Here is a 20,520-nt window from a genome sequence, read left to right as displayed (position 1 = left end):
GCGCAAACGAAGTCGGCGCTTCGAGGGTTTCCAGCGCCTGCACAATCGCCTCCACCGTCGACAACGCTCCCGGCCCCGGCGCCTTGCGCAGGCGATAGCGGGACACACCGCCCTCGGCCAGCGTCACCCTCGGCAGCGCCGCCAGCAGCGGATTGAGGTGCAACATCTTGCGCGCCTTGCGCCAGGTGCCGTCGGGGACCAGCAGCAACAAGGGTTCGTCTGTCGCGGCACAAGCCTGCATCGGTTGGGCATCTTCGCCGGGAAACAGCAACCGCGCCCGATACCCCGGCTGACTCAACAGCGCCGGCAAATCCTCGAACACCTCGCCGACGATCAACTCGGCATTCTTCAACCCAAGCGCCGCCAGGCGCGCGGTATTCAACGCATGATTCACTTCGCTCGGGTGCTGCAACAGCAACACCCGGGTGCGGCTGTCGAGGCTCGGGATCAACGGGCACAGGCAATGAGTTTGCGGGCGCAGGCAGCGCGGACATTGAATTCTGGACATCGTCTTTACGCCTGATTCAGTTGTGCTTTGAGCAGATCACGGAACGTCTGGATCAGCGGCTCGCGGCTACGCCCCCGCCGCACGATCATCGAGAACGGCGCCTGATAACCGAAGGTCGCCGGCAGCAACACCCGCAAGTCACCCTTGTCGGCCCAGGCCTGGGCGTAGTGCTCCGGCAGGTAACCGATGTAGGCGCCGGACAGTACCAGAATCAACTGGGCTTCCATACTTTCCACGGTCGCGGCACTGTGTTTGAAGCCGTGACGCGCCAGTTCAGCCTGGCTCCAGTAGCCACGGCCGACCATGCGCTGCTGGGTGATGACTTGTTCGGGAATGCGCCGCTCGTTGAACAGTGGATGCCGCGTGCTGCAATACAACCAGTGTTGTTCACGGTACAGCGGCATGTACACCAGACCGCTCATGCGCGTGGAAAACGCACCGATGGCCAGGTCGAGGCGGTTGTCCTGTACGCCGAGTTGCAATTCGTAAGGGCTCATCACCGACAGGTGCAAGTGCACGGCTGGGTGTTCCTGGCTGTAGGCGCCGATGGCTTCGGCGAACGGCAGGGCCTTGTCGCTGACAGTGGAATCGATTACCCCGAGGTTCAAGGTACCGCGCAACTCACCCTTGAGGGCGGCGGCGTATTGCTCGAAGCCTTCGAGTTCGCCCAACAGACGCAGGGTTTCCTGATGGAACAGCTCGCCCTTGCTGGTCAGGCTGAAACCGCCACGGCCGCGATGGCACAGCACCAGGCCAAGGGCCGCTTCGAGCTGACTCATGTAGGTGCTGATGGCTGACGTCGAGAGATTGAGCTCTTGCTGGGCGTTGGCGAACCCCTGATGGCGCACCACGCTGACGAAAATGCGCAATAGTTTCAGGTCGGGTAAAGCGTTGGCCATGTCGGACTCCGATAACGAGGTGACGCGCAGTGCTCCAGTCGATAAAGAACCTTGTGGGAGCGAGCTTGCTCGCGATGAGGGCATGACAATCGACATCAATGTTGACTGCCCCGCCGCCATCGCGAGCAAGCTCGCTCCCACAAGGTTTGCTCCTGGCATCGGGCTTAGCGTATGGCGTGAAGTCTATCGCTGTCCCAGCCATTAGTTTAGAAAAATCTGAACTAAGTATTTGCCCGTAGCGATTCTTCCCGGCCACTACATTTCGCAGAATCGGCGCCACAAGGTTCGCCCGTACTCTCGTGAACGGCTTACCTGAATAAATAAAACAACGACGATGAGGCCTTTACCCGTGGACAAGATTCTTCACCAACCACTGGGCGGCAACGAAATGCCGCGCTTCGGCGGCATCGCCACCATGATGCGACTCCCCCATTTGAATACCGCTGCCGGCCTGGACGCTGCCTTCGTAGGTGTGCCACTGGACATCGGTACCTCGCTGCGCCCTGGCACCCGTTTCGGGCCTCGCGAAATCCGCGCTGAATCGGTCATGATCCGCCCGTACAACATGGCCACCGGTGCTGCACCGTTCGACTCGCTGTCGGTTGCCGACATTGGCGACATCGCAATCAACACCTTCAACCTGCTGGATGCCGTACGGATCATCGAAGAGTCCTACGACAACATCCTCGAACACGATGTGATCCCCCTGACCCTGGGCGGCGACCACACCATCACCCTGCCGATCCTGCGTGCCATCCATAAGAAGCACGGCAAGGTCGGTCTGGTGCACATCGACGCTCACGCCGATGTGAACGACCACATGTTCGGCGAGAAGATCGCCCACGGCACCACCTTCCGTCGCGCCGTTGAAGAAGGTCTTCTGGATCCGGACCGTGTCGTGCAGATTGGCCTGCGCGCCCAAGGCTACACCGCTGACGACTTCAACTGGAGCCGCAACCAGGGCTTCCGTGTGGTTCAGGCCGAAGAGTGCTGGCACAACTCGCTGGAGCCCTTGATGGCTGAAGTCCGCGAGAAAGTCGGCGGCGGTCCTGTTTACCTCAGCTTCGACATCGACGGCATCGACCCTGCCTGGGCACCGGGTACTGGCACTCCGGAAATCGGCGGCCTGACGACCATTCAGGCGATCGAGATCGTTCGTGGCTGCCAAGGCCTCGACCTGGTCGGTTGCGATCTGGTAGAAGTCTCGCCCGCTTACGACACCACCGGTAACACCTCACTGCTGGCCGCCAACCTGCTGTACGAAATGCTCTGCGTACTGCCTGGCGTAGTCCACCGCTGAGGAATGCTCGTGAACGAACGTGATCAGGTTCTGAAAACCGCCGCCGATCTGGTGTCCGCTTTTGCCCGTAACGATCGCGAAGCCTACTTCGGCGCTTTCAGTGCCGATGCCAGCTTCGTCTTCTACACCCTCGAACAGCCCCTGCTGTCGCGCGACGCCTATCAGGCGATGTGGGACAGCTGGCGCGCCGAGGATGGCTTTGAGGTGCTCTCGTGCACCTCGAGCAACGCTTTCGTCAGCCTGCAGGGTGACGTGGCGATTTTCATCCATGACGTAGCCACTGAGTTGCGCATGCAAGGGGAGCAACACTTCAGCCAGGAGCGCGAGACGATTGTTTTCAAGAAACAAGCGTCTGGCCAAGAACAACAAGGCCTATGGCTGGCCTGCCACGAACATTTGTCCGCGATGCCGGAAGGGCTGCCACCCCCTTAGCCAACACAGGTGACGCTCACGCACGATGAGCGCGCCTTTATGATCGGAGCTGATCATGAATAACAACAACAAAGACCAAAGCCTTACGCAAATTGAAACCCACGGGGTCGAACAGATCCCGGACAACGAACGCACCGCAGGCCCGACGGACTTGTTCCGGATGATCTTCGGTGGTTCCAACACCTTTGCCACCGCCGTCCTCGGCAGCTTCCCGGTACTGTTCGGCCTGTCTTTCCAGGCGGGCGTCTGGGCGATTGTGCTGGGCGTGTTGCTGGGTTCGCTGATCCTCGCGCCCATGGGCCTGTTCGGCCCGATCAACGGCACGAACAACGCCGTGTCTTCCGGTGCGCACTTCGGCGTGCACGGGCGGATCGTCGGTTCGTTCCTGTCGCTGTTGACCGCCATTGCCTTCTTCTCGCTCTCGGTGTGGAGTTCGGGTGATGCGCTGATCGGTGGCGCCAAACGCCTGATCGGCCTGCCGGAAACCGACCTGACCCTGGGCCTGGCCTACGGTCTGTTCGCGATCCTGGTACTGACCGTGTGCATCTATGGCTTCCGCTTCCTGCTGTGGGTCAACAAGATCGCGGTATGGAGTGCCAGCCTGTTGTTCCTGCTGGGCGCCTTCGCCTTCGCCGGTCCCTTCGATGTGAACTACGCCGGCACCGTGAACATGGGGCAACCCGGTTTCTGGGCCGCGTTCATCGGTGCTGCGCTGGTGGCCATGAGCAACCCGATTTCCTTCGGTGCGTTCCTCGGCGACTGGTCGCGCTACATTCCCCGTGACACCTCCAAGCGCCGCATCATGGCGGCGGTGGTGATTTCGCAGATCGCAACGTTCATCCCGTTCCTGTTCGGCCTGACCACCGCGACCATCGTAGCGATCAAGGCGCCGGACTACATCGCGGCCAACAACTATGTCGGCGGCCTGCTGGCGGTATCGCCGAGCTGGTTCTTCCTGCCGGTATGCCTGATCGCGGTGATCGGTGGCATGTCCACCGGTACCACCTCGCTCTATGGCACCGGCCTGGACATGTCCAGCGTGTTCCCACGAGTGCTGTCGCGGGTCAAGGCCACGCTGCTGATCGGTGTGATGTCGATTGCCTTCATCTTCATCGGGCGCTTCGCGGCCAACCTGGTGCAGAGCGTGTCGACCTTCGCCGTGCTGATCATCACCTGCACCACCCCGTGGATGGTGATCATGATCATCGGCCTGCTGGTGCGTCGCGGCTTCTACTGCCCGGATGACCTGCAAGTGTTCACCCGCGGCGAGAAAGGTGGCCGCTACTGGTTCACCCACGGCTGGAACTGGCGTGGCCTGGGTGCCTGGATCCCGAGTGCGGCCGTCGGCCTGTGCTTCGTGAACCTGCCGGGGCAGTTTGTCGGGCCGCTGGGCGAAATGGCCGGTGGTATCGACATCAGCCTGCCGGTGACCCTGGGCCTGGCCTCGGTGGTGTACCTGGTTCTGCTGAGCCTGTTCCCGGAATCGAGCGCAGTGTTCGGCCCGAACGACCCTCGCAGCCAGAGCGCAAGCATCACGGCGAAACCAGAACTACGTCAGACGGCCTGACGCATTCTCCCTGTGGGAGCGAGCTTGCTCCGGGCGGCGTTCCGACGATGACAGCGGCACATTCAACATCAATGTGACCGACACACGGCTATCGCGGGCAAGCTCGCTCCCACAGAAAGCAGCTACATCGAACCAATTTTGTTCCACCATAAAAAAGACAATCGGAGACACGCAACAATGGCTTTGGATTTATTCGTCGTACTCATCTACGCCGCCGCGATGTTGATACTCGGCTACTACGGCATGCGCAAGGCCAAGACCAACGAAGACTTTTTGGTCGCCGGTCGTAACCTCGGCCCAAGCCTGTACATGGGCACCATGGCTGCCACCGTTCTGGGCGGCGCGTCCACGGTGGGCACCGTGCGTCTGGGTTACGTGCATGGCATCTCCGGTTTCTGGCTGTGTGCGGCCCTGGGTTGCGGGATCGTGGCGCTGAACCTGTTTCTCGCCAAACCGCTGCTTAAACTGAAGATCTACACCGTTACCCAGGTGCTGGAAAAACGCTACAACCCGATGGCCCGCTCCGCGAGCGCGGTGATCATGCTGGCCTACGCACTGATGATCGGCGTGACCTCGATCCTGGCGATCGGCACCGTGCTGCAAGTGCTGTTCGGCCTGCCGTTCTGGATCTCGGTCCTGCTCGGTGGCGGCGTCGTGGTGATCTACTCCGCCATCGGCGGCATGTGGTCCCTGACCCTGACCGACATCGTCCAGTTCGTGATCAAGACCGTAGGCCTGATGTTCATCCTGTTGCCAATCTGCCTGTACCGCGTTGGCGGCTGGGATGAGTTGGTGTTGAAACTGCCGGCGGCGAGCTTCAGCTTCACCACCATCGGCTGGGACACCATCATCACCTACTTCATGATCTACTTCTTCGGCATCCTGATCGGTCAGGACATCTGGCAACGGGTGTTCACCGTCAAGACCGCCAAAGTGGCTCAGGTTGCCGGTACCGCCGCCGGTATCTACTGCATCCTCTACGGCCTGGCCTGCGCCCTGATCGGCATGGCTGCCCACGTGCTGATCCCGGATCTGGACAACGTCAACAACGCCTTCGCCGCGATTGTGAAACTGTCCCTGCCGGACGGTATCCGTGGCCTGGTGATCGCCGCCGCACTGGCCGCCATGATGTCCACCGCCAGCGCCGGCCTGCTGGCCGCTGCCACTACCCTGACCGAAGACCTGCTGCCGAAACTGCGTGGCGGCAAACAGTCGAGCCTGGCGATCAACCGCCTGTTCACCCTGTTGACCGGCATCGTGGTACTGGGCATCGCCCTGATCGTGAACGACGTGATCAGCGCCCTGACCCTGGCCTACAACCTGCTGGTAGGCGGCATGCTGATCCCGCTGATGGGCGCCATCTTCTGGAAGCGCGCCACCACTGCTGGCGCCATCGCCAGCATGGGTATGGGCTTCGCCACTGCGCTGCTGTTCATGTTCAAGGACGGTCTGGACGCCAACACCCCGATCTATTACAGCCTCGGTGTAGGCCTGGTGAGTTTCGTGGTGGTGAGTTTGATGTCCCGCCGCACGGCAGCAGTGGTCAGCGCCGCCTAAGCTGAACATAACGACTTGATGCTTTCTTCGACGGGTGTGGCGTCGGTTGCCACACCCGTTTTTTTTCGTCTGAAGGAAACTGCACATGAAGATCGTCAGCCGCGACCAGTGGTTCGAAGTGAAACCGCTCAGTGACGGCATCCGCCTGATTCACGAGCCGTACATCCGCCCCTTCTACCGCTGCAACCTCTGGCACATCCAGGGCCGTGACAAAGACCTGTTGCTGGACAGCGGCTCGGGCCTGGTCAGCCTGCGCGAGCAACTGCCGTGGATCACCGAACGGCCGCTGGTGGCGGTGGCCAGCCATTGCCATTTCGATCACATCGCCGGTCATCACGAATTCACTGAACGACTGGTGCATCCGGCTGAAGCGGACATTCTTGCCGCACCGGACGGCGACAACGACCTGAGCAAAGCCTTTGTCGGCGACGACATGTTCGAAGCCCACCCTGATTGCCCGCTGTGCTACGCCGAATACCGGGTCAAAGCCGCACCGGCCACGGGGTTTGTCGAAGATGGCGATGTGCTGGATCTGGGCAACCGGGTATTGCAGGTCGTGCACACACCGGGACACTCGCCGGGTGGCATCTGCCTGTACGAAGCCGCCACCGAGACTTTATTCAGCGGCGACATCATCTACGACGGCCCGCTGATCGAAGACGCCTACCATTCCAACCTCGATGATTACGCCCACAGCCTGCAACGCTTGTGTGAGTTGTCGATCCGCACGGTGCATGGCGGGCATTTCGGCAGTTTTTCCGGGGAGTATTTGCGCAGCATGATTGACCAATGGCAGCGCTCACATGGCTAAAGCCTGCTGTACTCAACGACAGGAACTGCTCCGGCACGGAGAACAAAACCGCCTCCTCCTCGAAGAACGCTCATGAAAAAAGCTGCCGTTCGTGCTGTCGTGCACCGCTACATCAGCCGCCTGCTGGAAGGCCGGGATGACTTCGACGACAACGCCAGCCTGGCGCAGTTGGGATTGGATAAAGAAGATATCGAAGAGCTGATCTTCCATCTGGAAGATGAACTGGGTGTGACGGCGTTTACCGCCAAGGAAGACCAGATGCTCAAGACCGCCAGGACGGCGAATGATTTGAGCCGGTTTTTGCTGGAGATTGGGCGGTACTAAGGCGGGTGATCAAACGTACACGAAGCGGCAAGGGAGTTTGCTCCCTCGCCACGGAAACACCTTTCACCTGTCAGGTGTTATCTGCCATTACCGGCGACGCTGCTGACGTCGGCGCTGTTCGTCGTCAGTGCGAACAGGCACCGGTTGCAGAGGCGGTTCGATCAAACCGAGAGCCACGCCCAGGTCATGCAGCCAGTTTTGAATTTTCTCTTTCATGGTGCCCCCTTCAGGGTAGTGCCGAGCGGCCAAAATTCTGTAGCCCCTTCGCACAGATAATAGTCCGAAGTCCTACGCAATGCTCGCGCAAAGTCGCAACGATCTGTTACTGAATCCATCACAATCAGCCTGTGTTCAGGCAATTTCCCGCGCCTGTACCCGTGCCGGTGGAAAAACCACCTGTTGCTGCTCGATCCAGGCATTCAGGTTGGCCCCGACCATGCCCTTGCGCCACATCAGCCAGGTGGTAGCGCTGGCGAACGGCTCGGCCAACGGATGCACGGCCACACTCTCACGGCCCGGTAAACTGGCGAGCATCGACTCCGACATCAGCGCCACACCGGAACCGGCAATCACACACGCCAGCATCCCCGGATAGGACTCGATCTCCATGGCCCGGCCCATGGCCGCGTGGTCATGGGCGAACCAGGCCTCCAGGCGCATGCGGTAGGAGCAGCCCTGGCGAAAGGTGAACACCGAACGACCTTGCACATCCAGCGCGCTGCGCACGGGTGGATGATCGGCCTCGCTGATCAGCACCAGCCGCTCGTCGCACAAAGGCACTCCGTCGAGCCCGGCCAGTTCCATGGGGCCATCCACCAGCGCCGCATCGAGTCGTCCGGTGAGCAGGCCTTCGAGCAATTCACCGCTGGGTCCGGATTGCACTTGCAGGTTCACGGCCGGATACAAACGGTGGTAGCGCGCCAATAGCCCCGGAAGGTGAATCGCCGCCGTGCTGTACATGGTGCCGAGCACGAAGTCGCCCGCCGGTTGCCCGCCCTGCACTGCCGCGCTGGCTTCGTCGCGCAAGGCAAACAGCTTGGCGGTGTAGTCCAGCAGGACTTTTCCCGCAGGCGACAACTGCAAGCGCTGACGTTCGCGCAGGAACAGTTCGACACCCAGTTGCTCTTCCAGCTGTTTGAGCCGGGTCGACAGGTTCGACGGCACTCGATGCAGCCGTTCGGCGGCCCGGGTGATGGACCCTTCTTCCGCCACCGCCTGGAAGATGCGCAATTGGCTGAATTCCACGGCATTCTCCAAAAAAGAACAAGTTACTCACTATTATTCATTTTTAAAGAAAGTCAATCAATCCTAGCCTGACGGTCATCGATCCTCTAAACGGAATCCAGACCATGTCTCCCTTGATTCGCTTATCCGCCAGTTTCGTTGCCCTGATGATGGCCATGGGCATCGGCCGTTTTGCCCTGACACCGCAACTGCCGCACCTGCTCAGCGAGGGTCAGATCGACCTGACCGCAGCCGGACTGATTGCCGCCGCCAATTACCTCGGTTATTTCATCGGCGCGGTGGACGCCATGTTCTCCCGGCGTCCCGCGCAAGTGCACCGACGCTTGCTCGGCGGATTGTGGCTCTGCGTACTGCTGACCCTGGCGTCGTTCTGGGCCAATGGTTTCTGGTCGCACCTGCTGCTGCGCTTCGGCACCGGTGTGGCCAGCGCCTGGGTGCTGGTGATGATCACCGCCCTGAGCCAGCCGCTCGCGGCAGCGGCCGGTCGCCCACGATTAGGCGCCCTGGTCTTCGCCGGACCGGGTTTGGGAATTTTTCTGACCGGCTTGCTAGCTCTGGGCTCGAATCTGCTGGGCCAGACTTCCGCTACCTTGTGGCTGGTGTACGCCGCCGCAGGGCTGGCGATGCTGCTGGGGATCCTGCCGTTCCTGCCACAACCGAGCGCAACCGCGACTGCTGCGCCCAGCGCCATCGCATCGCACACCCAAGGCATCGCTCGTCTGGGCTGGATCTACGGCTTGTACGGATTGGGCTACATCATCCCGGCGACCTTTCTGTCGCAGATGGCCAACGCACAATTCCATGGCCAATGGCAGGCCGACCTGTTCTGGCCGTGCTTTGGCCTGGCGGCTGCCACGGGGGTGCTGCTGGTGAGTCTGCGTCGCCAAAGGCCGGGAGCAACGCGCCACTGGTTGATGGCGACGTTATGGCTGCAAGCCGCTGGCGTGTTCGCCTGCCTGCTGGGCAACGGGCCAGGTCTGGCGTTGGGTGTGATCCTGTGCGGCACGCCATTCCTGGCCTGCATGCAACTGGTGATGCAACGCTCCCGGGAACTGGCGCCCCACGCTACCCAGCGCAATGCCGGCCTGCTGACGGCCTGCTTCGCCGTGGGCCAATTGAGCGGGCCATTGCTGGCGGCGCTGAGCAGTCATTTCAGTGGCGGTTTACAACCGGCGCTGGTGGTCGCCGGTTGCGGCTTGCTGATCGCCGGCGGTCTGTTGCTCGCGCCGTTCAGTGCTGACCGAGGGCTTTGCGCAAACGACGGCGTAACCACTGCTCAGCGCTGACAAAGGTGATGCCCGCCAACACCAGCACTGCACCGATGACGAAGTTCAGGCTCAGCACCTCGCCCAGCAGCACCACACCGAACGTGACGCCGAACAACGGCGTCATGAACGAAAACACTGCGAGGTTCGCCGCCAGGTACCGGCGCAGCAGCCAGAACCAGATCAGGTAACTGAAGAACGACACGACCACGCCCTGAAACAGCACACTGGCGACCGCTACAGTGGTCAGGCTGACATGGGTGATCTGGCCGCTGAGCAGCGCAATCAACAACAATCCGAAGAAACCGACTATCAACTGATAGAACAGCGTCAGGGGCACTGGCGCTTCCGACAGGCGCGAGGCGCGAACCACCACCGTGGTCGCGCCCCAGGCCGCGCCCGCCAGCACACCCAGGGCATCGCCCATCAACATGCGGTAATCAAGGTTGTCCCAGGACACCCCGCCGGCAAACGCGATGGCAATCCCGATAAAAGCCAGGACAATCCCCAGCCATTGCAACGGGCGCAAACGCTCACTGGGCAGCAACCAGTGCACACCCAATGCGGTAAAGATCGGCGCGGTGTAGAGGAACACCGACATGTGCGCCGCCGTGGTCAGTTGCAGGCCTTCGGAAATGAAGAAGAACTCCAGGGCGAACAAGGCACCGGCCAACAAGCCGCCGCGCCAGGTCGTACCCACCTGGCTCCAGCCGCCCTTCCAGCAGATCAACAACCCGACCAGCAACGCCGACATGCCGGAACGTCCGGCCGCCTGCATCACCGGCGCGATATCGGCCGCCGCCCACTTGATCATCACTTGTTGAACGCCCCAGACCAGGCACAACCCGACCATCACTTGCAGGGCAAACCCGTCGGCGCTGCGCCGGGTGGCGCTCACCGGAACACCTCGAAGACACAATCCATGGCAACGACTCGGCAGTAAAAGCAAAGCCCCGGCCTTCTCGTTGAAAAGAACACACCGGGGCGAAAAATCATGTTGTCGATTATTAACCAGAAGGCCAGAAAATGCCGCCCGCCAGAGACCTCTACTTCTCTGCTTGCGCCATCCTGGCCCTCTGTCTTGTCAGCGCATCAACTGAGCTCAATGCGATCGGCATGAATGACAATCTGGCCATTCTTGTACAACGCACCGATGGCCTTCTTGAAGTTGCCCTTGCTGACACCGAACAGGCTGCTGATCAACGCCGGATCGCTCTTGTCGCTGACCGCCAGGGTGCCGTTGTTTTCGCGCAACCTGGCGAGGATCTTCGAGTTCAGGCTGGTGGCCGCTTCCTGGCCGACCGGTTGCAGGCTCAGACTGATCTTGCCGTCGGCGCGAACTTCCTTGATAAAGCCCTTTTCTTCTTTACCGGCGCGCATGAACTTGAAGATTTCATTCTTGTGGATCAGGCCCCAATGCTTGTTGTTGATGATGGCCTTGAAGCCCATGTCAGTGGCTTCGGCCACCAGCAAGTCCACTTCCTGACCGGCGGTGTAATTGGCCGGGGTCTTGTCCAGGTAGCGGTCCAGGCGCGCGGTCGCGGTGATGCGACGGGTGTGTTTGTCGAGATAGACGTGCACTACCACATATTCGCCCGCCGTCATCTGGCGCTTCTCTTCGGAGAACGGCAGCAACAGGTCTTTCGGCAACCCCCAGTCCAGGAATACACCGATGCTGTTGACTTCAACAACTTTCAAACTGGCGAATTCACCGACTTGAACTTTCGGTTTTTCAGTAGTTGCGATGAGTTTGTCATCGCTGTCCAGATAAATAAAAACGTTGAGCCAGTCTTCATCTTCGCTAGGAATATCTTTTGGAATATAACGATTAGGCAGAAGGATTTCGCCATCCGCACCACCGTCCAGATATAAACCGAAGTTAGTGTGTTTAACCACTTGCAAACTGTTGTAACGCCCGACTAAAGCCATGTCCAATACCCTCATTGCGTGGGCGGCATTCTACCCGGTTTTAGGCGCCGCGTTCGGCAGCCGGCCCGGTGGCGCGAGAAAATCCTCTGAAACCCTTAATTTTTCCGGGTTTTCATCCCGCGCCCGGCCGCTCGTCAGGCCGTTCCGGGCATTTACGCCATGCCCTGGCAAGCGTGACGCGGTATTTTGTCAGGCAATGTTATTAGTTAAAACAGCGGCTTAGGTGCATATTTCGAATATTGGCCGGCGACTGATTACCCCGTCCTCACGAATATGCCGAGGGGATATTTGCCAAGCAATTATCAGGTAATTCCTGTACGATGCCTGGCCAAGTTAATTTTCTACAGGTTAATGGCCGCCATGCGCGTAAAAGCATCCACCAGCAAAGCAAAGCCAGCTCCAGCCGTCGAAACCAGCGAATCGATCAACAGCCAGATCGCTGCGTTCCTCAAGTCCGGCGGTGAAATCCAGCAAATTGCCAAAGGCGTCAGCGGCCAGACATTCGGCCCGTCCAAGCAGATCACCCTGGGCAAAAAGTAATACCCTCGCGTCACCTGGTCCCAAAGCGCTTTGAGCTTCGAAGCGCTTGGACTGGAACCCTCGTTTCTCCCCTGCGCCACGCCATCAAATCCGTTGGAAATCGACGAACGGCCTTCATTGCCGATCATTCGCCGGTATCCTTGCACGCGTCTGGATCAAGCGTTCCAGCGGGCTCAACAGCCTGCCTTCGCGGTTCATGGAGTGACGCATGTTCAAACCTTTCTATCTCTCGGCATTGCTCGCCAGCCTGCTGGCCTGCTCCGTAGCCCACGCACAAATCTTTCAGCGTGAGCTGGGGGGCTTCGACCTCAAGCTCGGCACCACCCCCACCCGCAGCATGGCCCAGGGCCTGGTCAAACCTTCGGCCGTCGGCTCGTTTCATGGCGGCCTGGACCTGAGCCACGACAGCGGTTTCTACGTGGGCCAATGGTCGCCCAGCATGGGCATCAGCCCGGGCAAAAACCTCGAGCTCGATTCCTACATGGGCTTTAAACAACCCTTCGACCAAACCCTCGGCTACGAAGTGGGCCTGATCCGCTACAGCTACCCCGAAGTTACGACCCCTGACAGCCAGGAACTGTTCGGCGGCCTGACCTTGCTCGGCAGCCGTTTCGGCATCGCCTTCAGCAATGACCCGGACAAACAGAACAACACCCTGTTCGCTGACTTGAGCGGCAATCAACCGTTCGGTGTCGGCATCAGCCTGAAATACACCACCCACCAATTCAATACGCCAGTGGCGGTGGATAGAGGGAACGTAGGCAGTTTTACCGATTGGTCGCTGAAATTGTCCCGCCCGTTCATGGGCATCGACCTCGACCTGATCTACAGTGACTCCAGCCTGAGCGGCAGCGGTTGCTCGGCCTATGCCGGGCACAACAGCCAGTGCGACGGGCTGGTGACGCTCAAGGCCGAACACGCGTTCTATTGATCGGCTGAACTGCCGGACTCCTCCCGGGTTCACATGAGAATCAGCCCCCGAAAGCTGGCTTTCGCAAGGATTCGTCCATGTCCCGCTGGTTCAAACATATCGCGGTTGTGTTGACCATTGCCCTCGCCCTCGGCGCGTGCAGCCGCGTGGGCCTGGCCTACCGCAATCTCGATGTGATCATCCCGTGGACGCTCAGCGACTACCTGGACATGAACGGCGAGCAAAAAAGCTGGCTGAACGAACGCCTGAAGGAACACCTGAGCTGGCACTGCACCACTCAATTGCCCGGCTACCTCGACTGGCTGGACCGCCTGCAAACCATGATCGCCACCAATCAGGTTACCGATGCCGCCTTGCAGGCCCGCGCCCGTGAAGCCGAGCAGGCGATCGCCGAGATCGCACGGGAGATCACCCCGTCGGCCATCGAGTTGCTGCAAGGGCTGGATGACAAACAAGTCGCCGAAATGAACCAAGCCTTTGCCAGGGATCAGCGCAAACGCCAGGAAGAATACCTCAAGCCTTCCCTCGACCAGCAGATCAAGGAGCGCGGCGCGCGCATGGAGAAGCGCTTGAATGACTGGCTCGGGCCACTGAGCACCGCCCAGCAACAGCGGGTAGCCACATGGTCCAGCGCCTTGGGCGAGCAGAACACCCAGTGGCTTGCCAACCGCGTCCATTGGCAGAAGCAGTTCAGCGCAGCTGTTGCCCAACGCCAGAGCCCCCAATTCCCACAACGCATCGAGACACTTCTGGTCAATCGCGAGAGTTTGTGGACGCCCGCCTATCGTCAGGCCTTTGCCAACACCGAGGCCCAGGCGCGTTCACTGTTCGTGGATCTGATGGCTGAAAGCACACCGAACCAGCGCGCGCGTTTGCTGAAGAAAATTGAAGGTGTGAGGAAGGACTTCAGCGACTTGAAGTGTTTAAAAACGGCGAAACAAAGTTAAGCCCCACACAATTCCCCTGTGGGAGACCCTATGGTTGAGGTGAAGCCTTCAGCCGGGCTTCTGCTGACGACTGACAGGCGGCATGTCGAATTCCACGCAAGCCAAACGACTAGGCTGTGTAAGTCACCTCCCCGCCCCACGCAGGAGAAAACAACATGAACATTCAGCACCATCCCGTCGTATCGCAGGAAGAATGGCTCGCCGCCCGCAAACAACACCTGGCCCACGAAAAAGCCTTCACCAGGGAAAGGGACAGACTCAGCGCCGAACGCCGCGCCCTGCCCTGGGTGAAAATCGACAAGGACTATCGCTTCCAGGGGCCCAATGGCGAACTGAAACTGGCAGACCTGTTCGGCGGCCGCAGCCAGTTGGTCATCTACCACTTCATGTTCGCCGAGGGTTGGGACGAGGGCTGCCCCGGTTGCTCGTACCTGAGCGATCACATCGACGGCGCCAATCAGCACCTGGCCCACCATGACGTGGCCGTGGTGGCGGTTTCCCACGCACCGTTCGCCGAATTCCAGGCCTTCAAGCGGCGCATGGGCTGGAAGTTCGACTGGGTGTCGTCCGATGGCTGCGATTTCAACTACGACTTTGGCGTCTGTGCCCGGGCCGAAGACGTAGTCGCTGGAAAGGCTACGTACAACTACGAAAAAACCGACGGCGCCGAGGAGGAACTCCCTGGTCTCAGCGTGTTTTATCGCAATGACGCCGGCGAAATTTTCCATACCTACTCCACCTATGCCCGGGGCCTGGACATGCTGGTCGGCGCCTACAACTACCTCGACCTGACGCCCAAGGGCCGCAATGAGGAGGAGATCATGGAATGGGTGCGGCATCACGACAAATATGAGGAACAGGAGAAGTCAAGCTGCTGTCATGGTGGTTAGCCCCAGACACCGAGGCGCGGCCTTCGCGGGCAAGCCACGCTCCCACAAATTTTGTGTCGTACACAAGATATGTGTTCACACCAGGCTCCTGTGGGAGCGGGCTGGGCGCACATAAAAAACCGGACATCAGTCCGGTTTTTTTTGGTCACGGCATCGGCTTACTCAGCCGCTGGCGCTTCCGGCTTGCGGCGCTTGAGCGGGGCCATGCCGTCCTTGCTGACCAGCGAATCGGTCTTCGGCCGGTTGGCGCTCTTGCGCTTGGTCGGGGTCTTGGCGGCGGTTTTCTTCTTGTCGCCCTTGGCGTCGGTCTTTTTCTTCTTCACGCCGACGGCCTTGCCCGAAGCCTTGACCTTTTTCGGTCCGCCGTAGGTGCCTTTGACTTCCTTGATGGTACGACGCTCGAAGCTCTGCTTGAGGTAGCGCTCGATGCTCGACATCAGGTTCCAGTCGCCGTGGCAGATCAGCGAGATGGCCAGGCCATCGTTACCGGCGCGACCGGTGCGACCGATGCGGTGCACATACTCGTCGCCGCTGCGCGGCATGTCGAAGTTGATCACCAGGTCCAGACCGTCCACGTCCAGGCCGCGAGCGGCGACGTCGGTGGCCACGAGGATTTTCACGCCGCCCTGCTTCAGGCGGTCGATCGCCAGTTTGCGATCCTTCTGATCTTTCTCGCCGTGCAGCACGAACGCTTTGTATTCCTGCGCCACCAGGCGGCCGTAGATACGGTCGGCCATGGCCCGGGTGTTGGTGAACACGATGGCCTTCTGGTAGGTCTCGTTGGCCAACAGCCAGTTGACGATCTGTTCTTTGTGCTGGTTGTGGTCAGCGGTAATGATTTGCTGGCGGGTGGTGTCGTTCAGCTGACTGACTGCGTTGAGCTGCAAGTGCTCAGGGTTGTTCAGGACCTTGGCGATCATCTCGCGCAGGCCCGAACCACCGGTCGTAGCGGAGAACAGCATGGTCTGCTGGCGGCTGGTGCACTCGTCCACCAGACGCTGCACGTCTTCGGCAAACCCCATGTCGAGCATGCGGTCGGCTTCGTCGAGCACCAGCACTTCGACTTCCTTGAGGTCAAGGTTGCCGGCGTTCAGTTGCTCGATCATCCGGCCCGGCGTACCGATCAGGATGTCCGGCACCTTGCGCAGCATGGCGGCCTGGACCTTGAAGTCTTCGCCGCCGGTGATCAGGCCGGACTTGATGAAGGTGAACTGCGAGAAGCGTTCAACTTCTTTCAGGGTCTGCTGGGCCAGTTCGCGGGTCGGCAGCAGGATCAGGGTCTTGATGCTGACGCGGATTTTCGCCGGGCCGATCAGACGGTTGAGGATGGGCAAAACGAATGCAGCGGTTTTGCCGCTACCGGTTTGCGCCGTCACCCGCAGGTCACGCCCCTGGAGCGCCAGCGGGATGGCCGCGGCTTGCACAGGCGTTGGCTCGACAAATTTCAGCTCGGCCACGGCTTTGAGCAGGCGTTCGTGCAGGGCGAATTGGGAAAACACGGGTGCTACCTCGAAGAAATGCAAAAAAACAGCTGCATAGGGTAACGGTTTCGAGCGCTCAGGCCGAGTTTCTTTATACAAATGGCGGTAAACAGTTGGTTTTTTGTTGCCTGATTTTTCTTCAAACGTAATACAAAGCGTCTTAAATGCTCTAATCCCCTCTCGCGCCTTATAGAAGAATCGTTTTCGACCATGGATATCAAACAGCTCTGGACCAACGTCCTGGACCTTTGGGGCGCCCTCGACCAGCACCCGCTCGTGCATTCCAGCCTGTCGCTGTTGTTGCTGCTGGCAATTGCGCTGTTCCTCGGACGGGTGGCGCGCTACCTCATACTGCACGCGGCGAAAATGCTCGGCCGCCAGCCGGCCCTGCACTGGGTCAATGATTTCCTGCAGAACAAGGTGTTCCATCGCCTGGCGCAGATCACGCCTTCGCTGGTGCTCCAGTTCGGTCTCAATCTGGTGCCGGACCTGAGCAAGACCAGTCTGAATTTCCTCGGCAACGTCGCGCTGTCCTTCACCTTGCTGTTTCTGCTGCTGTCGGTCAGCGCCCTGCTCAATGCCCTGCTGGACATCTACGCCCGCACCGAGCACGCGCGCACCCGCTCGATCAAAGGCTATGTGCAACTGGCGAAAATGGTGTTGTACGTGTTTGGCGCGATCGTCATCGTCGCCACGCTGATCGACCGCTCGCCGCTGTTGCTGCTCTCGGGTCTGGGTGCCATGTCGGCGGTGATTCTGCTGGTCTACAAGGACACCCTGCTGTCGTTCGTCGCCAGCGTGCAGTTGACCAGCAACGACATGCTGCGGGTCGGCGACTGGATCGAGATGCCTCAGGTCGGCGCCGATGGCGATGTGGTGGACATCACGCTGCACACGGTCAAGGTGCAGAACTTCGACAAGACCATCGTCTCGATCCCGACCTGGCGCCTGATGTCCGAGTCATTCAAGAACTGGCGCGGCATGCAGGCTTCCGGTGGCCGCCGGATCAAACGCAGTCTGTTCATCGACGCCAGCGGCGTACGCTTTCTGCGTGACGACGAAGAGCTGAAGCTGTCCCAGGTGCACTTGCTCACCGACTACATGACCCGCAAACAGGCCGAACTCAAGGCCTGGAACGAAGCCCAGGGTAACGTCGCGGCCATGTCCGCCAACCGTCGGCGGATGACCAATATCGGCACTTTGCGCGCCTATGCGCTGGCCTACCTGAAGAGTCACCCGGAGATCCAGCCGAACATGACCTGCATGGTGCGCCAGATGCAGACCACGGCCCAGGGCATTCCACTGGAAATCTACTGCTTCACCCGCACCACGGCGTGGGCCGACTACGAGCGGATCCAGGGGGATATTTTCGACTACCTGCTGGCGGTGCTGCCGGAGTTTGGGTTGAACCTGTATCAGCAGCCCAGCGGATCGGATTTGCGTGCGGGGATATTGCCGGCGGTGCTGGGAGCGAGCCATTTTCCCGAAGCTGAAAAACGCAGGGTGTAACCCCACAAAAAACAAATGTGGGAGCGAGCCTGCTCGCGATGAGGGCGTGTCAGTCAACATATGTGTCGTCTGACTGTCCGCTATCGCGAGCAAGCTCGCTCCCACAGGGGGTACATCGTTTTCAGAATTTGCGGATTACTTCACCTGCCGCTGCGGCGCCTTGTGCACCATGGTGTAGGCGTAGTCCACGCCCATGCCGTAGGCGCCACTGTGTTCCAGCACCAGTTCCATCACCGCTTCGTAAGTATCCTTGTGCGCCCAGTCACGCTGGTATTCGAGCAACACTTGCTGCCAGGTCACCGGTACCGCGCCGGCCTGAATCATCCGTTGCACCGACATGTCGTGGGCTTCCTTGCTGGTGCCGCCGGAGGCGTCGGTGACGATGTACACCTCGTAGCCTTCAGCCAGGGCTTCCAACGCAGGGAAGGTCAGGCAGACCTCGGTCCACAGCGCGGCAATGATCAGCTTCTTGCGACCGGTGGCTTTCACCGCGTCTACCAGTGCCTTGTCTTCCCAGGAGTTCATCGAGGTGCGCTCGATCGGCTTTTGCTCCGGGTGCACTGCCAGCAATTCGGGCCAGATGTAACCGCTGAAGCTTTCGGTTTCGACCGAGGTGTAGATAGTCGGTACGTTGAAGATCTTCGCCGCCTTGGCCAGGCCCACGGTGTTGTTCTTCAGGGTCTGGCGGTCGATGGACTGCACGCCGAAAGCCATTTGCGGCTGGTGGTCGATCAGGATCAGGGCGGAGTTGGTAGGGTTGAGCAGTTCACGAATAGACATGGCGCGTTCCTTTTGATGTCGATACTTCGAATGGATAAGGGGTTAGTCGACCTTGCCTTCAGCGGCGTTGTTGTCGGCTTGGATGTCACTTTAGGGGCTGGCGATAAAAGGGACAATTACCTAAAATCGAGAATCATTGATTCTAAAATAGGGACAATATGGATCGCATCGAATGCATGCGCGCCTTCGTCGTCACGGTCGGCGAGAACGGCTTCGCCGCAGCCGCCCGGGCCATGGACGTGCCGCGCTCGAAAGTCAGCAAACAGATTCAGGCGCTGGAAGAAGCCATCGGTGTGCAATTGCTGCAACGCACCACCCGCAGCCTGCACCTGACCGAGGCCGGGGCCGAGTATTTCGATGCAGCACGAGAGGTGTTGGCGGCACTGGACGAGGCCGAGCAACGCGCCCGTGACGGCATCGGCGAGTTACGCGGTGTGTTGCGGGTCAATGCGCCGATGTCGTTCGGTCTTCGGCGGTTGGGGCCGTTGATTCCGCTGTTTCATGAACAGCACCCGAACATCGAGCTGCAACTGGTGCTCAGCGACCAGCAGGTCGACCCCGTGCGGGGTGGGTTTGACGTGACCATCCGCATCGCCAGCATGCCCGACTCGACGATGATCGCCCGGCAACTGGCGCCCGCACCGCGCATCATGGTGGCGTCCCCTGCTTATCTCGAGCGCGCGGGCGTTCCGCAGACTCCGCAGGATCTGCGCGCCCATCAATGTTTGAACTACGGGTATCTGCAGAGCGGTGTCAGCCTGCAACTGTGCAATGGCAGGGAAACCCAACGGGTGAACGTCACCGGCCCACTGCACGCCAACAACGGCGACCTGCTCGCCCAGGCCGCCGAAGCCGGCATGGGCATCGCCCTGCTGCCCGACTTCATCGTCGAAGATGCGCTGGCGGCCGGGCGGCTGGTGCCAGTGCTGTGCGAATGGCAGGCTCCGGCGATCACTATCAATGCGGTGTATTCGTCGGCGCGGCGGGTGCCGCAGAAGACCCGGGCGTTTATCGAGTTTCTGGTGGGGCAATTGGCGCCGAAGTGATTTTCGGAGATCACACAATCCCTTGTAGGAGCGAGCCTGCTCGCGATAGCGGAGTGTCAGTCGACGATGATGTTGCCTGATCCACCGCAATCGCGAGCAGGCTCGCTCCTACAGGGATATCGGGTTCCCCAGGGTTTAGTGAACGGTCAAAGGCTTGCGTATACCCAACCGACTGATCCACACCGCCAGCAAAATCACTGAACCGCCGAGCAACAACCGCCCCAGTTCTTCATGCTGGTTCCAGATCAACAGATTGATCAGCAACCCCACCGGCACATGCAGGTTGTTCATCACCGCCAGGGTCCCGCCATTGACCAGGCACGCCCCCTTGTTCCACCAGTAGAGCCCCAAAGCGGTCGAGACCAGGCCGAGGAACAGCAGCACGCCCCATTGCAGCGGCGCTTCAGGCAGGAAGTTCTGTTTGCCGAACAATAGAAACGCCGGCAGCGCCACGGCCAGTGCACCGAGGTAGAAGTAGCCGAAGCGACGGTAATGCGGCAGGTCGCTCGGGTGGCGCGCGACCAGGTGTTTGTAGAGCACCTGGCCGGCGGCGTAGGTG

At 60.1% G+C, this 20,520-nt stretch carries 22 protein-coding genes; 13 read left to right on the top strand and 9 right to left on the bottom strand.

The window, feature by feature from the left end; translation table 11 throughout:
* Together AC1DU9_RS25875 and AC1DU9_RS25870 are read right to left on the bottom strand one after the other, a co-directional pair.
* The coding region (locus AC1DU9_RS25875; protein ID WP_477810996.1) for a tRNA-uridine aminocarboxypropyltransferase at positions 1-508 on the bottom strand (508 nt) is incomplete at its 3' end.
* A 5-nt stretch (positions 509-513) separates the two neighbouring features.
* Positions 514-1,407, bottom strand: coding sequence for a LysR family transcriptional regulator (locus AC1DU9_RS25870; protein WP_007972518.1), 894 nt, complete (start codon positions 1,405-1,407; stop codon positions 514-516).
* A gap of 349 nt (positions 1,408-1,756) precedes the next feature.
* Between AC1DU9_RS25870 and speB the strand changes: the two genes are divergently transcribed.
* From speB to AC1DU9_RS25840, 6 genes are all read left to right on the top strand, one after another.
* Positions 1,757-2,707 carry an agmatinase gene (speB, locus tag AC1DU9_RS25865; RefSeq protein WP_477810995.1) on the top strand — a complete coding sequence of 317 codons (951 nt, stop codon included), beginning with the start codon at positions 1,757-1,759 and terminating at the stop codon, positions 2,705-2,707.
* 9 nt (positions 2,708-2,716) lie between these two features.
* Positions 2,717-3,139 (top strand): YybH family protein, encoded by a 423-nt coding sequence (locus AC1DU9_RS25860; RefSeq protein WP_223462134.1) that lies wholly within the window; start codon positions 2,717-2,719, stop codon positions 3,137-3,139.
* Between the two features lie 55 nt (positions 3,140-3,194).
* Positions 3,195-4,706, top strand: a complete 1,512-nt coding sequence (locus AC1DU9_RS25855; RefSeq protein ID WP_223462132.1) for a purine-cytosine permease family protein — start codon at positions 3,195-3,197, stop codon at positions 4,704-4,706.
* Positions 4,707-4,883: 177 nt separating this feature from the next.
* Positions 4,884-6,263, top strand: a complete 1,380-nt coding sequence (locus AC1DU9_RS25850) for a sodium:solute symporter family protein (RefSeq protein WP_223462130.1) — start codon at positions 4,884-4,886, stop codon at positions 6,261-6,263.
* Between the two features lie 85 nt (positions 6,264-6,348).
* The gene (locus AC1DU9_RS25845) at positions 6,349-7,074 is read left to right on the top strand and encodes an MBL fold metallo-hydrolase (RefSeq protein ID WP_223462128.1); all 726 of its coding nucleotides are present in this window, start codon (positions 6,349-6,351) and stop codon (positions 7,072-7,074) included.
* 72 nt (positions 7,075-7,146) lie between these two features.
* Complete coding sequence (locus AC1DU9_RS25840) at positions 7,147-7,398, top strand: acyl carrier protein (protein ID WP_223462126.1); 252 nt, start codon at positions 7,147-7,149, stop codon at positions 7,396-7,398.
* A gap of 87 nt (positions 7,399-7,485) precedes the next feature.
* On the opposite strand, the gene AC1DU9_RS25835 is transcribed toward AC1DU9_RS25840, so the two are convergent.
* On the bottom strand, positions 7,486-7,614 hold the full coding sequence (locus AC1DU9_RS25835; RefSeq protein ID WP_007972508.1) for a PA1414 family protein: 129 nt from the start codon (positions 7,612-7,614) through the stop codon (positions 7,486-7,488).
* Positions 7,615-7,749: 135 nt separating this feature from the next.
* On the bottom strand, positions 7,750-8,643 hold the full coding sequence (gene ptrR, locus AC1DU9_RS25830; RefSeq protein ID WP_223462124.1) for a putrescine utilization regulator PtrR: 894 nt from the start codon (positions 8,641-8,643) through the stop codon (positions 7,750-7,752).
* A gap of 104 nt (positions 8,644-8,747) precedes the next feature.
* Between ptrR and AC1DU9_RS25825 the strand changes: the two genes are divergently transcribed.
* Positions 8,748-9,929 (top strand): MFS transporter, encoded by a 1,182-nt coding sequence (locus AC1DU9_RS25825; RefSeq protein WP_223462122.1) that lies wholly within the window; start codon positions 8,748-8,750, stop codon positions 9,927-9,929.
* Here the strand turns inward: AC1DU9_RS25825 and AC1DU9_RS25820 are convergent.
* Both AC1DU9_RS25820 and AC1DU9_RS25815 read right to left on the bottom strand, forming a co-directional pair.
* On the bottom strand, positions 9,874-10,806 hold the full coding sequence (locus AC1DU9_RS25820; protein ID WP_223462120.1) for a DMT family transporter: 933 nt from the start codon (positions 10,804-10,806) through the stop codon (positions 9,874-9,876). The two genes, AC1DU9_RS25825 and AC1DU9_RS25820, sit on opposite strands and share 56 nt — an antisense overlap.
* A 194-nt stretch (positions 10,807-11,000) precedes the next feature.
* Positions 11,001-11,837: a CvfB family protein gene (locus AC1DU9_RS25815; protein WP_015096329.1), complete on the bottom strand. Its 837-nt coding sequence runs from the start codon at positions 11,835-11,837 to the stop codon at positions 11,001-11,003.
* Between the two features lie 351 nt (positions 11,838-12,188).
* On the opposite strand from AC1DU9_RS25815, the gene AC1DU9_RS25810 reads away from it, so the two are divergent.
* The 4 genes from AC1DU9_RS25810 (at position 12,189) to AC1DU9_RS25795 (ending at position 15,145) form a co-directional block, all read left to right on the top strand.
* Positions 12,189-12,377 carry a hypothetical protein gene (locus AC1DU9_RS25810; RefSeq protein WP_015096330.1) on the top strand — a complete coding sequence of 63 codons (189 nt, stop codon included), beginning with the start codon at positions 12,189-12,191 and terminating at the stop codon, positions 12,375-12,377.
* A gap of 208 nt (positions 12,378-12,585) precedes the next feature.
* The gene (locus AC1DU9_RS25805) at positions 12,586-13,308 is read left to right on the top strand and encodes a TorF family putative porin (RefSeq protein WP_223462117.1); all 723 of its coding nucleotides are present in this window, start codon (positions 12,586-12,588) and stop codon (positions 13,306-13,308) included.
* Positions 13,309-13,385: 77 nt separating this feature from the next.
* Positions 13,386-14,255, top strand: a complete 870-nt coding sequence (locus tag AC1DU9_RS25800) for a DUF6279 family lipoprotein (RefSeq protein WP_223462115.1) — start codon at positions 13,386-13,388, stop codon at positions 14,253-14,255.
* A 155-nt stretch (positions 14,256-14,410) separates the two neighbouring features.
* Positions 14,411-15,145, top strand: coding sequence for a DUF899 domain-containing protein (locus AC1DU9_RS25795; RefSeq protein ID WP_223462113.1), 735 nt, complete (start codon positions 14,411-14,413; stop codon positions 15,143-15,145).
* 158 nt (positions 15,146-15,303) lie between these two features.
* On the opposite strand, the gene AC1DU9_RS25790 is transcribed toward AC1DU9_RS25795, so the two are convergent.
* Positions 15,304-16,644 (bottom strand): DEAD/DEAH box helicase, encoded by a 1,341-nt coding sequence (locus AC1DU9_RS25790; protein WP_223462111.1) that lies wholly within the window; start codon positions 16,642-16,644, stop codon positions 15,304-15,306.
* Positions 16,645-16,836: 192 nt separating this feature from the next.
* Between AC1DU9_RS25790 and AC1DU9_RS25785 the strand changes: the two genes are divergently transcribed.
* The gene (locus AC1DU9_RS25785) at positions 16,837-18,135 is read left to right on the top strand and encodes a mechanosensitive ion channel family protein (RefSeq protein ID WP_223462109.1); all 1,299 of its coding nucleotides are present in this window, start codon (positions 16,837-16,839) and stop codon (positions 18,133-18,135) included.
* A gap of 135 nt (positions 18,136-18,270) precedes the next feature.
* Here the strand turns inward: AC1DU9_RS25785 and AC1DU9_RS25780 are convergent, their stop codons facing one another.
* Positions 18,271-18,915 (bottom strand): hydrolase, encoded by a 645-nt coding sequence (locus tag AC1DU9_RS25780; protein ID WP_108218556.1) that lies wholly within the window; start codon positions 18,913-18,915, stop codon positions 18,271-18,273.
* 158 nt (positions 18,916-19,073) lie between these two features.
* On the opposite strand from AC1DU9_RS25780, the gene AC1DU9_RS25775 reads away from it, so the two are divergent.
* Positions 19,074-19,961 carry a LysR family transcriptional regulator gene (locus tag AC1DU9_RS25775; protein ID WP_223462107.1) on the top strand — a complete coding sequence of 296 codons (888 nt, stop codon included), beginning with the start codon at positions 19,074-19,076 and terminating at the stop codon, positions 19,959-19,961.
* Positions 19,962-20,096: 135 nt separating this feature from the next.
* On the opposite strand, the gene AC1DU9_RS25770 is transcribed toward AC1DU9_RS25775, so the two are convergent.
* The coding region (locus AC1DU9_RS25770; protein ID WP_477810994.1) for an EamA family transporter at positions 20,097-20,520 on the bottom strand (424 nt) is incomplete at its 5' end.

Source organism: Pseudomonas sp. P4_C1 (assembly GCF_056402155.1).
The sequence above is the reverse complement of the archived record's forward strand: the minus strand, read 5'-3'. Positions and strand labels throughout refer to the sequence as shown.

Excerpts from the sequence above, each read along its gene's own strand:
- AC1DU9_RS25845 (WP_223462128.1), top strand. The coding sequence starts at position 6,349 with ATGAAGATCGTCAGCCGCGACCAGTGGTTCGAAGTGAAACCGCTCAGT.
- AC1DU9_RS25870 (WP_007972518.1), bottom strand. The coding sequence starts at position 1,407 with ATGGCCAACGCTTTACCCGACCTGAAACTATTGCGCATTTTCGTCAGC.
- AC1DU9_RS25795 (WP_223462113.1), top strand. The coding sequence starts at position 14,411 with ATGAACATTCAGCACCATCCCGTCGTATCGCAGGAAGAATGGCTCGCC.
- AC1DU9_RS25815 (WP_015096329.1), bottom strand. The coding sequence starts at position 11,837 with ATGGCTTTAGTCGGGCGTTACAACAGTTTGCAAGTGGTTAAACACACT.
- AC1DU9_RS25850 (WP_223462130.1), top strand. The coding sequence starts at position 4,884 with ATGGCTTTGGATTTATTCGTCGTACTCATCTACGCCGCCGCGATGTTG.
- AC1DU9_RS25825 (WP_223462122.1), top strand. The coding sequence starts at position 8,748 with ATGTCTCCCTTGATTCGCTTATCCGCCAGTTTCGTTGCCCTGATGATG.
- AC1DU9_RS25780 (WP_108218556.1), bottom strand. The coding sequence starts at position 18,915 with ATGTCTATTCGTGAACTGCTCAACCCTACCAACTCCGCCCTGATCCTG.
- AC1DU9_RS25810 (WP_015096330.1), top strand. The coding sequence starts at position 12,189 with ATGGCCGCCATGCGCGTAAAAGCATCCACCAGCAAAGCAAAGCCAGCT.
- AC1DU9_RS25805 (WP_223462117.1), top strand. The coding sequence starts at position 12,586 with ATGTTCAAACCTTTCTATCTCTCGGCATTGCTCGCCAGCCTGCTGGCC.
- AC1DU9_RS25785 (WP_223462109.1), top strand. The coding sequence starts at position 16,837 with ATGGATATCAAACAGCTCTGGACCAACGTCCTGGACCTTTGGGGCGCC.
- AC1DU9_RS25775 (WP_223462107.1), top strand. The coding sequence starts at position 19,074 with ATGGATCGCATCGAATGCATGCGCGCCTTCGTCGTCACGGTCGGCGAG.
- AC1DU9_RS25855 (WP_223462132.1), top strand. The coding sequence starts at position 3,195 with ATGAATAACAACAACAAAGACCAAAGCCTTACGCAAATTGAAACCCAC.
- AC1DU9_RS25840 (WP_223462126.1), top strand. The coding sequence starts at position 7,147 with ATGAAAAAAGCTGCCGTTCGTGCTGTCGTGCACCGCTACATCAGCCGC.
- AC1DU9_RS25835 (WP_007972508.1), bottom strand. The coding sequence starts at position 7,614 with ATGAAAGAGAAAATTCAAAACTGGCTGCATGACCTGGGCGTGGCTCTC.
- AC1DU9_RS25800 (WP_223462115.1), top strand. The coding sequence starts at position 13,386 with ATGTCCCGCTGGTTCAAACATATCGCGGTTGTGTTGACCATTGCCCTC.